The following is a 10,629-nucleotide window of genomic DNA, read 5'->3' as shown; positions in this document are numbered from 1 at the left end:
GAAAAGAATTCATTGATAAACTGTTTGGCATTGCAGCATAATCCGTAAGTTAATAGGAAATTCATGTCCTATGTTTTTTTGAAATCATCTTTGCACCAGAACCCAAAAAATCAACTAATTAAGATGTAACAGAACGCCTTGGAGAATCAAAATAAATTTCGATTAAGTACATTATATCAGATTAGTTATCCTAAGAAAAGGAGGAAATGAGAAATTTTAGAAAACGTAATGGTCATGCACAACAGCTACGGCATTAGTGATCCGCATTTTCCTGACGGTACCCCATGCCCATCAACTTAAGAAAACAAATCCACCCCAAAACGAAAAAATGAGCTTTTTTATTACAAGTTAGGACAAAATCTCGTTCTGGAGGAGGTGTATTTTCTTAGCTCGATAGCGATGGGGGCACCCTTATACCTAATCTTATGTACCAGTTTCACCCCATGCAGATAAAATCCTTTTGTATCCCGTAACAATTAGGCAGCTGATTACCATTTTCTTTAAGCACTACACTACATTGAAGAATAGAATTATTAACCAAGAATCGGCAGTTGTTTTTTCGATAATAGATCATTGACAAACATTTTATGTTCTCTAAAAATATTTTCTGGTAGCTCTTCAATTGGAAAAAATGTATTCTGTATGGACTCCTCGTTGCTTTCTACTAACTCTCCACTGTACCGCTTACAAACAAATGAGATTTGAACCAATGATACTTGATCTCCATTAGAAAATGTTTTGTCATATTGAGGACCAGAATAAATACCAAATAACTCAAGTTCGTTTAATATAAGTCCTGTTTCTTCATAAACTTCTCTCCTGGCCGTATCCTGAACACTTTCACCTAATTCCATAAACCCACCTGGAAATCCCCATTGACCATTATCAGAGCGTTTTTGCATTAGCACTCGATTTTCTTTATCAACAATAATTGCACCCGCAACAACCATAATTACTTTTTCGTTACCAACCATCGACCTCAAATGTTGTATGTAATCCATTGAAACCTTCCTCTCCGTCTTAACTATATATAAATTAGGATAAAACATTCTTCAACAATCCTGTGCTATATTTCAGTTCGACCATTCGCAATTTTCATTTAATTTTAACATAAGTCCTGATTCTTCGTATAAGTTAATAGGGGTCAACTTACATGCCATCAATTCAAGCGCTCTAATACTCTCAAATACAAAAAAACGTTATCCTTTCTAAACAAGCTAAATTAGAAAGGATGACGTTTTCTTATGAATCTCTCGATTCAAGATGAACTACTACCATTTGCAGAAGAATTACAAAGATATGTTACACCTGTATTTTTAGAAGAACTTGCAAGAGAAATCGGATTTATAAAGCGAAAACATAAGTTTTCCAGCTCAGACTTAGCTAGGGTGTTTTTGCCCATCCCCTCGAAAAGGGGAAATAAGAAAAACATATTGTGAAAAATCCTTATAAATAAAGATTTTGGGTTACTATTAAAAATTATGCATTTCAAAATGTATACAATTTCATTGAAATGTTTCAAATATCATTAAGTTGTATTTTTGAAACGAAAAATTATAGTTTTTCAGCAGTGTCATAAAGTGTCCTTTTTGACATGATGTATAAAGTTTTAGTGAATTGAGCTAATTCCCCCATTTCGGGGATTTGGGCAAAAACACCCATTATTCACCTCTAAGAGGGGTCACACGACCAAAAAAAGAAAATTGTACGTTAAGGGATATTTTTCCATAAAAAAAGACGATTCTTTTGTGGATTTAAAATAAAGTTCGATAATTTATAAAAAAGTCTGATCATTTATAATAAAGATTGATAATTTGTAAAAAAGTTTGATAAAAATATCTATTTTGTAGGGTATTTCTTTGTTCAACAATCGGGCCATTTAGTTGAATAGTGTAAATAATAATTGAATAAATAAACCAAAAGTGGTATAAATATACATACCTGTACATTTTACACATGGATATTGGGGGAAATTTAATGCTGGAGAATGAACAAACACTTTGGACAAATAGTGATGGGTTTACTATAAGTACTAATAAAAGTTATCTAGAAACGGATGTAATTTTTGAGTTTCTTAATAAGGAATCATATTGGGTTAAGGGTATTGCGAAGGAATTAGTAATATCATCAATTGAAAACTCGACTATTTGCTATGGAATCTTTGAAGGGAATCCTACTAATGGTTATGCTAAGCAGGTTGGTTTTGCTCGTGTGGTGTCTGACCTAGTTAGATTTTCTTGGCTAGGAGATGTTTTTGTTATTCCAGAGTATAGAGGTCGTGGACTTAGTAAATGGTTGATGAGTGTAATTACCGAACACCCGAAATTAAAAGGAACAAGTTTTTTACTAGCTACAAAAGACGCCCATTCTCTATATGCACAATATGGTTTTAAAGCTTTAGAGCAAATTGAAAACAGAATGGCTAGACCTCTTGATTGGGCAGATGTTTATAAAGGTTATGATTTAACCAATTAATATCTTACATACTTTCTTGAGTAAAAGGGCGGCGTTGTTTAAACAAGGAAAGTTGCGATGAGGGGAGAATATTATGGAGATTGAACTTAGTGAAACAAATCCTAGAAAGGATGACTTTATCAGATTACATCAAACAACTGGATGGAATGCTAAAGGGTTATATACCTATGAGCAACTCTATAGTGCAATTTGTAACAGTTGGTATTGTGTGTCTATTTATCATAATAAGAATTTAATAGGATTTGGGCGAATTATATCTGATGGGATTTATCAAACACTTATTTGTGATGTCATGGTTCATCCTGAATACCAAAATCAAGGAATTGGAACAAAAGTAATGAAAACCTTACTTGAAAAATGTAACGAAGAAGGGATTAAGTGGGTTCAATTATTTTCTGCAAAAGGAAAACAAAATTTTTATAAGAAACTCGGATTCTTAGAAAGAGAATCGGAAGCTCCTGGTATGTCATTATTTTTATAAATATGCACTTACAAAAACAATCATCGTATAATGTTCTTTGAACTAGAGGGTGCGTTTCTGTAATAAGAACAGCGTCCTTCTTATGAATTGGGCCAGATTGTTAAACAATACAAGTAGAAAATGATCAAACTCTCTTATAAACCAATAGCTGTTTTTTCAAAAACTTTTTCTGATGTCCTAATGCGTGTAGACATAAGACCTCATAACTATGCATTTTAAATTTTTTATAAGTAAAATAATAGTGATTGAAATAATAGGTACATACTTAGAAAAAGAAACGAGGTTTTAATTAATGGAATTATTTATTTCTGATATTATTCAGGCTAAAAATCGTATTAAAAATCATATTGTCGAAACGCCTTTAGTTTTTTCGGATAGCTTGTATGATCAACTATCTTCAAATGTTTATTTTAAATTAGAAAATCTCCAAAAGACGGGTTCTTTTAAAGCAAGAGGTGCACTCAGTAAAATTTCAACATTAATAAATCAAGACAAAAGTAAAGGAGTCATCACAGCCTCCTCTGGTAACCATGCACAAGCAGTTTCCTATGCAGCTTCTTTATTTGATATTTCTGCACTTGTAGTCGTTCCAGAAAATACAGCACAAGCTAAAATAAGTGGCATTCAAAAATTTGGTGGAGAAATTGTACAGTATGGTGCTACCTATGATGAGGCAGAAGAATATGCGGAGCAATTAGCAAAGGATACGGGCAGAACGTTTATTCATGCATTTGATGATGCTGTTACAATGGCTGGTCAAGGTACGATTGGTTTAGAGGCTATGCTTGAAAAACCAGATTTTGATGTCATTTTAGTGCCAGTCGGTGGTGGTGGGCTTCTGAATGGGATTGCTACTGCTGCAAGAGCGATTAATCCTGACGTGCAAGTAATCGGAGTACAAAGCGAGGCCTCTCCAGCATGGCATGAATCATTCATGGCTGGAAAAATGGTTGATGTGACTTATCAAACTTCAATCGCTGATGGGATTTATGGTGGCATTCATGAAGCCCCTTTACAGCTCGCTTTTTCAAGAGTAGATGGCAGTATATTAGTTAGTGAAGAAAACATTGCACATGCGATGAAGTGGATGGCGACAAATCATCGTTATATGATTGAAGGCTCAAGTGCTGTAACGATTGCAGCGTTATTACAGAATCAAGTTCCAGATATTGCTGATAAAAACGTCCTCTGTATCATTACAGGTGGTAATGTGGATTCTTCCTTATTTATGAAAGTGATGAATGCACATGAATAAAAAGATAGATTGTACAACTTGAATTCTAACGAATGCTGATGTGTCTAAAATTTTATCATTTGAACTAATAATCGAGAACGGGATACACTACCGCGATATGATTCATTTATCTCCAGATATTTGATATATAGCATTAGGCTTTTTCAACAAACTGGCGCTTTAATTGAGCAAGGATCACAAAAATTATCAAACTTTTTTATAAAAGGATGATTCAATTGAGTATAGAAAAAGCGTGTTTTGATCAATCTTTTTTCAAAACACGCTTTTCTATTTGCTCTTTTATCAAGGTTTATTAAGTTAATTTAATCAAACTTTATTTCAAGGCTACAGTTGCTTCATGTAGAAAATTTTGCAACAGAACCATTTTAACTTACTAATCGTAGTTGTTTAACTTGACAACTATGATTTTTTTGTTTTTGTTCGTACTTTTGTTCGTGGTAATTTAACCACACAACTGTGGGGATTTAACCACACACGAAAATCTCTAAAACCCTTGATATATTAACCTTTTTCGCACTTTTTAAAGTCTCTCTCTTCTCACTCTCTATATAAGGGCTTTTCTCCATACAAGGAACGGAGAGTATTTTTTGAGAACTACACTCAAAAAATCTTCCTCCTTTCTCCTTGCATTCCGAAATTCGGCAGGTATGGATATGTCGCCAAGCCGAACATACCAAAAACGAGAATTTAGGTAGCACGACTTGGACTAGCAATTGTACCTGCCGAACCGCCTAGATTTACTGTTCAAAAATAAGCTCTTACTCTATATTTTTATAACACGAAAAGGGGCTAGCCCCTCGCTTCGCTTCACCCCAGCCTTTACCTCACATCCAAAAACAAGGAGAAATTAAAAATCTCCATTTATAACAGTATTTTTTGATAATATATTGTATTATTTTATTTAGATTTACAGTAAGTTTATGGAAAAGATTAAAAATATTAGGAGGTTTATTTATGAAAAGAAAATTAGTATTATCTATTGTTTTTTCAAGTGCTTTAGTATTATCAATCGGATTTGTAAAAGATTTTCAAGGTACAAAAGTATTTGCACAGACTAATGGAGATCAATACAAACATGTTACTAGAGAAGAACAAGATCAAAGAGAAAATGCAATAGCAGAAGAGAAAGATGTTATCACTGTTATAACAGCAGAAGAACAAAATATGGTGGAAAATGGGTCAGTTCAAGAAGGATTTGTTCCACAAGCAAATGGGACAGGTTTCTATTTTGAAAAATCCCCCCAAAATTAAGTTCATTATGGGGTCTCGCTAGCATTTTGGAAAAAAACACGCTGAGCAAAAAGATCATTCCATGGTGGAATGATCTTTTTGTAAATTTATTCCGAAATAACAACTGGTACTTTACCGAAAATTTTCTTCAATATAACTGTTTGAACAATCATAAACACATTTCCTGTAATCCAATACAGTACAAGCCCAGCTGGAGAGAAAAGACAAAAACATAGGATCATGATTGGGGACATGGCTTGAGTCAATTTTACTTGAGATTGATGTTCCTTTGGCATATCAGCTGACATAATTTTTGACTGTAGATAGGTAGTAAGTGCTGCTATAATCGGAAGAATAAAATAGGGATCCGAATGTCCTAAATTTAGCCATAAAAATGAAGCTGTACTAATTTCTTCTGTTTGTCTAATTGCATAGTATACAACTGAAAAGATTGGGAGTTGCACTAATATCGGAAGACATCCTATAATCGGATTTGCTTTGTTCTTTTGTAATAATTCCATCATTTCAAGTTGGTATTGCTGCTGATCCGTTGTATTTTTGGTTGAATATTTTTCTTTTATCTTCTGAAGTTCAGGTTGAATACGTTTCATATTCAACTGATTTTTGTATTGTATGATATTTAAAGGGGTTAACATCATACGTACCCCAACTGTCACAATCATAATAGCAAAACCGAAACTGTGATATACCCAAGTATTGGCTATATATATTATGAGTAATGACATAGGATAAATAAAGTGATGATCCCAATAGTTTGTGTTAGATGCCTGAATAGGTGTTGTCGTACTACATCCTACAAGTAAAAAAATAGAAAATAGACTCAAAAAAATAAATAGTTTTTGTTTAAACATGTATACTCCTCCAGTGTTTTTAGTACGAACGAAAAAACACTGAAAGATACGGACCTTCTTCGTCCTGCTCTCCTATAGATTCTTGTCGGTGAACAGAATGTGCAAATTTATGGTTATAATACACGCATGGTGTTAGGTCTTTGTTACGTAAAAGATTAACATTTTGTACAATGTATATATCTTCTTGCTGTAAACAAACATGTTTATGCACAGTATAGGATGTAGCAGGGATAAGCACACTATGTAAAAAGAATACAGTAACAATAGCAAATGATATATATAATAAAGTATCGGGTATAATTAATTCCACATATTCACATCCTTGTATGATATTATAACATAGATTCCTATAAATTGGGGTGTTTTCTGCGAAATCCGTACGTTTACGGGTCATTGTGTCTATGATTCCCTAAAAAAGTAAGAGTTGAGATAAGAAGGGCATAAGAAACATTCTAAATAAATAAAAGAAACCTATTCAGTTCAACAGATTTCTTAACATAATCAGTTTCAAATGATTGTATACACTATTCATTTTAAGTTAACATAACGTACTATTATCGGGATTCAATGTATTTAGAAGACTATTAAAAGTCCTCCAGATTGTTTAACTGGAGGACTTTAGTGTTCACATAATTTTTGTTATCGGAAGTGAAAAATGACATTGAGATTAAAGGGCATGATAAACAATACAATATATTGCAAGTATTTTTAAGGAGAACCCATTAATGAGTAAAAGACATAAAATATTGATATCAATACTTTTCGCTTTGATTATCAGTGTTATTAATACTCCTGCTGAGGCTCAAGAACAGCAGTCTTTTGAAAAGTTTTGGTATAAGATTGGTTATAAATCTATCGGAGAAGCAATAACTGAATGCGAAAAATTATTTCAACGAGATATTCCATTGCCGACAAGGCTACCAGCAGTAGAATTTACTCATCAATTTGGACGTTGTAATAACAGTGAATATAATGTAAATGACAGTTTTGAAATTGAGTATATAAATGAGCATACGGGTGCGAAACATTATATGATAAGAGTCCGCCCTTTAAAGTATAAAATTCCAATTAAACAAGAACTGACTAAGGGTGTATATACACTGAAGGATAAATCGAAAGCAATATTATTTCGTATAAGGGAAAGTTCAAACCTTGATACTCTTACATTTGAAAGGAATGGTTGGCAATATATGCTGATTATTGATAGTAGAGGATTAGATAAAGCTTCATCAAAAGTCTTAGTCCAAATTGCAAATACTATTGAGTGATGAATAAAACAAAGAGGTCTATTAAGACTAACGGGTTCTCTTTTGGAGTACAAAATCTAAAAAAACAATACAATTGGCACTGCCAATTGTATTGTTATATAAGGGTTTCCTCCGTTTTATCAAGCAAAATAACAAAGCAATTAATATACCAATTAGCAAGCATCTGCTGGACAGCAAACAAGCTCCAAAAGGAATGCAAAAATGGGTGTTAAAAAGTGTACTAATTGAGTGGTCAATTTTTTAAGAATACTAAAAATTGTTAAATATGCAATGCAATAAAAATACCATATAGGCAACCCTAACCATATAAAAAGTATGAGGTGAATCCTATGAAGAAAATAACGTTAATGTTAGTTATAGTGTTTTTCTTTATTGTTGGAAATGCATATGCTTCTAATTTTATTGAGACAGGAAAAGAAGTAGAGGTAAAAGAATACGCACCAAAGATGTTTATATATCAGTCACTACACGTATGGATGACACATGATGTGTCAGAATATTACCACAAAAAATATAATGCAAAAAAATCAGTAGGGTGGGAAGGTCCAAATCCAGATAAAATCCGCATCTGGATAAAGGAAATTAAACCAGGTTCAGTCGATAGAACACACACATATATTGTAAGAGTCTTTTTGCCCTATGAAAAAGTAATTATTGACAATAAAAAGGAAATAAAGGCAGCAGATACATTTATTTATGCAATTAATGCAAATTTATTTTCACTTTGCCCTGAATCGGGTAAATCTGAAAAAGAAATAAAACTAATTAATTCTTACCATAAGGTACGTCCTTAAATAAGAGTATAAGTATTAAGTGTAATCTTTAATAGTGACACTTTTGTTTATTAAAGTTATTGACAAAAGTTAATGAACAATACGATTCTATACCGAAACAAAAAAAGGCACTCGATTCGAAATCAACTGCCTTTTTTTGTGCTAATTGATATACGAATTCGGTTGTGAACTACTGTTTTGCACTTCAAAACCGAACCTGTTATATTAAGACCTCTTTGTTTGTTTAATTAACGTAAGTCCCGTTCTCGGAAGTTGATTATTTTTGCCGAACAAGTAATTTGAAAACTCCCCTTAGTAAGAAAAACATACTAATTATCCAAGAAATTCCCGCAAGTGCTAACTGAATAGAGTTATTTTCCGACTCCATATTGTAGTCTGAGAAGTTAGGTCCAAGCAAAAGTCTAAGCAGAATAAACAGGCTAACAGAGAATGCGGCTAGGTGAAGAATAAACCAAATTACAGTCTTGTTTTTATATTTAAGCATTCCATAGATGAGGATGGCTAAAGAAACAAAAATTACAAGACTTGACCCATAAATCAAATAACCATGCACTTCTGCTTCCATTGGCAAATGTGCAAGTTGTTTGAATGATTCTTCCATGTTTATCTCAATTCCTCCTTAAATTCAGAGCAAACCCCTCTTGTTTAGAGAGAGGCCTGATTTGTTCTCATATACTACTGACGTAATTGTTTGTATCGTTGTACTATCATGTATAGCATTCGCTTTGCTATCACGAAAAAAATAAGACCTGCTACAAAATCAATTGCAAACTTCCAATCTGTATGTCCTTGATTCATACTCATGGCTATAAACATAGCAAGTAATCCAAAAACAAATCCCCATTCAAACTGGTATTTCAAAACAAATCTCTCCCGCGTTAATTTTCCTTATTATACCACCTAAAAAAAGGGATGTATTGTGTATTTTGGGATGTATATGGTATACATATTCGATTAACATAACGTAACATTATTGGAATTTGTTTAAAAAATATACGCTTAACAATATGGTATAATATGGATATTAAATTTTTTTGAAAGAGGGATCATAATGATAAAGAGAGGACTTATTTCAGGAATACTTCTATTACTTATCGTATCTGTAGAAGCTTATTTTAGTCAGAATTGGAGTCACATTTATTATGTATGTGGAACTATGGGATTAGTTAGCATTGGGTTAGCTTTAGCTTACTTCATTGATAGTTTAATTTTAGGTAATAAAGGAACCTTTTCTTCGAAAAAGGAAACGCGTAAAATTAGCCGTATTGATCAATCAAAAGGTTTTTTTATAATGGCTATTCCAAATCTTATAGCAGCACTAGTTTACATTGTTATTTAATGTATATCATATTCATGTAAGGTTGACATAACGTACTATTATCGGGATTCAATGTATTTAGAAGACTATTAAAAGTCCTCCAGATTGTTAACTGGAGGACTTTCGTGTTCACATAATTATCGTTAGAGGAAGTTATTTTTAAGAGGATTTTTTATTAATTTTTATCATAAAGAAAGCAGATACAAAATAACAAAGTGATGGATAGTAAACTAACGGAAAGGTATCTGGGAAAATAAGAGGTTTAACACCAAGATATTTTATTGTAGGCAAACTAATAAGTAATGCCAAAAGCATTAAATGTGATTTGTTATATAGTGAAGATATTAAAGCAATACAACTTGGGATAAATAAAAAGATTACATACTCTAACCTTAATATCCTTATCCATTCAGGCTTGTCTTCTCCAAGTACGGGGATATAGTCTTGCCAAATATAGAATCCCATTATTGAACCAATTATTCCTAAAATGGAACCAGTAAGATATCTCTTATTTGTTATGATGATCATTAGGACACCTCTTTTATTTTAACCATATGCTGTTAAATAAACTTCTAATCCTATTGTATATCCTATTCATTTCTAATTAACATAACGTAACATTATCGGGATTCAATGTATTTAGAAGACTATTAAAAGTCCCCCAGTTAAACAATCTGGGGGACTTTTGTGTTCACATAATTTTTGTTATAAGAAGTCAATTAATATATAAATACTAAGGTTTATTTATTTTTATATTAAAAATGTTATCATACATATAATCTTATGCCTGCAAATCTTTTCTCGATATTTTTTTCTTATTAGGGGTCACCATACATACCCATCAACTTAAGAAATACATTCTTCCCCCAAACGATAAAACCAAATTAGAAATTTTTCAATTTAATACTAATTGATCTTTGGAATCCAATAGTGTGC

At 32.4% G+C, this 10,629-nt stretch carries 13 protein-coding genes and 1 pseudogene; 8 read left to right on the top strand and 6 right to left on the bottom strand.

The window, feature by feature from the left end:
- Positions 1–533 precede the first annotated feature (533 nt).
- Positions 534–1,001: an NUDIX hydrolase gene (locus ACFQZ1_RS08900; protein WP_377881777.1), complete on the bottom strand. Its 468-nt coding sequence runs from the start codon at positions 999–1,001 to the stop codon at positions 534–536.
- 243 nt (positions 1,002–1,244) lie between these two features.
- On the opposite strand from ACFQZ1_RS08900, the pseudogene ACFQZ1_RS08895 reads away from it, so the two are divergent.
- The 5 genes and pseudogenes from ACFQZ1_RS08895 to ACFQZ1_RS08875 all read left to right on the top strand — a co-directional run.
- A pseudogene (locus ACFQZ1_RS08895) lies at positions 1,245–1,412 on the top strand (IS4 family transposase); the annotation flags it as partial.
- A 565-nt stretch (positions 1,413–1,977) separates the two neighbouring features.
- On the top strand, positions 1,978–2,475 hold the full coding sequence (locus ACFQZ1_RS08890) for a GNAT family N-acetyltransferase (RefSeq protein ID WP_377881775.1): 498 nt from the start codon (positions 1,978–1,980) through the stop codon (positions 2,473–2,475).
- Between the two features lie 73 nt (positions 2,476–2,548).
- Positions 2,549–2,956 carry a GNAT family N-acetyltransferase gene (locus ACFQZ1_RS08885; protein ID WP_377881774.1) on the top strand — a complete coding sequence of 136 codons (408 nt, stop codon included), beginning with the start codon at positions 2,549–2,551 and terminating at the stop codon, positions 2,954–2,956.
- 292 nt (positions 2,957–3,248) lie between these two features.
- A complete protein-coding gene (locus ACFQZ1_RS08880) occupies positions 3,249–4,211 on the top strand; it encodes a threonine ammonia-lyase (RefSeq protein ID WP_377881773.1) in 963 nt (320 codons plus the stop codon).
- Between the two features lie 954 nt (positions 4,212–5,165).
- Entirely contained in the window at positions 5,166–5,462 is a 297-nt protein-coding gene (locus ACFQZ1_RS08875; RefSeq protein ID WP_377881772.1) for a hypothetical protein, read from the top strand.
- Between the two features lie 86 nt (positions 5,463–5,548).
- Here ACFQZ1_RS08875 and yidC read toward each other — a convergent pair whose 3' ends face one another.
- Positions 5,549–6,313, bottom strand: a complete 765-nt coding sequence (gene yidC, locus ACFQZ1_RS08870) for a membrane protein insertase YidC (RefSeq protein WP_377881771.1) — start codon at positions 6,311–6,313, stop codon at positions 5,549–5,551.
- Positions 6,314–6,332: 19 nt separating this feature from the next.
- On the bottom strand, positions 6,333–6,623 hold the full coding sequence (locus ACFQZ1_RS08865; protein WP_377881770.1) for a hypothetical protein: 291 nt from the start codon (positions 6,621–6,623) through the stop codon (positions 6,333–6,335).
- A gap of 415 nt (positions 6,624–7,038) precedes the next feature.
- Here ACFQZ1_RS08865 and ACFQZ1_RS08860 point away from each other — a divergent pair, with 415 nt between their 5' ends.
- Together ACFQZ1_RS08860 and ACFQZ1_RS08855 are read left to right on the top strand one after the other, a co-directional pair.
- Positions 7,039–7,581: a hypothetical protein gene (locus ACFQZ1_RS08860; protein ID WP_377881769.1), complete on the top strand. Its 543-nt coding sequence runs from the start codon at positions 7,039–7,041 to the stop codon at positions 7,579–7,581.
- A 329-nt stretch (positions 7,582–7,910) separates the two neighbouring features.
- Positions 7,911–8,375 (top strand): hypothetical protein, encoded by a 465-nt coding sequence (locus ACFQZ1_RS08855; protein WP_377881768.1) that lies wholly within the window; start codon positions 7,911–7,913, stop codon positions 8,373–8,375.
- Positions 8,376–8,631: 256 nt separating this feature from the next.
- Here ACFQZ1_RS08855 and ACFQZ1_RS08850 read toward each other — a convergent pair whose 3' ends face one another.
- Positions 8,632–8,976, bottom strand: a complete 345-nt coding sequence (locus ACFQZ1_RS08850) for a hypothetical protein (RefSeq protein WP_377881767.1) — start codon at positions 8,974–8,976, stop codon at positions 8,632–8,634.
- Between the two features lie 74 nt (positions 8,977–9,050).
- Positions 9,051–9,236 carry a hypothetical protein gene (locus tag ACFQZ1_RS08845; RefSeq protein ID WP_377881766.1) on the bottom strand — a complete coding sequence of 62 codons (186 nt, stop codon included), beginning with the start codon at positions 9,234–9,236 and terminating at the stop codon, positions 9,051–9,053.
- A 190-nt stretch (positions 9,237–9,426) separates the two neighbouring features.
- On the opposite strand from ACFQZ1_RS08845, the gene ACFQZ1_RS08840 reads away from it, so the two are divergent.
- Positions 9,427–9,714 carry a DUF5316 family protein gene (locus ACFQZ1_RS08840; protein ID WP_377881765.1) on the top strand — a complete coding sequence of 96 codons (288 nt, stop codon included), beginning with the start codon at positions 9,427–9,429 and terminating at the stop codon, positions 9,712–9,714.
- A gap of 138 nt (positions 9,715–9,852) precedes the next feature.
- Here ACFQZ1_RS08840 and ACFQZ1_RS08835 read toward each other — a convergent pair whose 3' ends face one another.
- Entirely contained in the window at positions 9,853–10,221 is a 369-nt protein-coding gene (locus ACFQZ1_RS08835; protein ID WP_377881764.1) for a hypothetical protein, read from the bottom strand.
- Positions 10,222–10,629 lie beyond the last annotated feature (408 nt).

The sequence above is a fragment of the Bacillus sp. CGMCC 1.60114 genome, from assembly GCF_042676365.1.
In the GTDB taxonomy this organism is placed as follows: domain Bacteria; phylum Bacillota; class Bacilli; order Bacillales; family Bacillaceae_G; genus Bacillus_A; species Bacillus_A rhizoplanae_A.
This window is presented reverse-complemented; position numbering and strand designations above follow the sequence as displayed.

Bases quoted from the DNA above. Each gene is read 5' to 3' on its own strand.
- yidC (WP_377881771.1), bottom strand. From the start codon at position 6,313: ATGTTTAAACAAAAACTATTTATTTTTTTGAGTCTATTTTCTATTTTT.
- ACFQZ1_RS08840 (WP_377881765.1), top strand. From the start codon at position 9,427: ATGATAAAGAGAGGACTTATTTCAGGAATACTTCTATTACTTATCGTA.
- ACFQZ1_RS08880 (WP_377881773.1), top strand. From the start codon at position 3,249: ATGGAATTATTTATTTCTGATATTATTCAGGCTAAAAATCGTATTAAA.
- ACFQZ1_RS08860 (WP_377881769.1), top strand. From the start codon at position 7,039: ATGAGTAAAAGACATAAAATATTGATATCAATACTTTTCGCTTTGATT.
- ACFQZ1_RS08890 (WP_377881775.1), top strand. From the start codon at position 1,978: ATGCTGGAGAATGAACAAACACTTTGGACAAATAGTGATGGGTTTACT.
- ACFQZ1_RS08855 (WP_377881768.1), top strand. From the start codon at position 7,911: ATGAAGAAAATAACGTTAATGTTAGTTATAGTGTTTTTCTTTATTGTT.
- ACFQZ1_RS08885 (WP_377881774.1), top strand. From the start codon at position 2,549: ATGGAGATTGAACTTAGTGAAACAAATCCTAGAAAGGATGACTTTATC.
- ACFQZ1_RS08850 (WP_377881767.1), bottom strand. From the start codon at position 8,976: ATGGAAGAATCATTCAAACAACTTGCACATTTGCCAATGGAAGCAGAA.
- ACFQZ1_RS08835 (WP_377881764.1), bottom strand. From the start codon at position 10,221: ATGATCATCATAACAAATAAGAGATATCTTACTGGTTCCATTTTAGGA.
- ACFQZ1_RS08900 (WP_377881777.1), bottom strand. From the start codon at position 1,001: ATGGATTACATACAACATTTGAGGTCGATGGTTGGTAACGAAAAAGTA.
- ACFQZ1_RS08875 (WP_377881772.1), top strand. From the start codon at position 5,166: ATGAAAAGAAAATTAGTATTATCTATTGTTTTTTCAAGTGCTTTAGTA.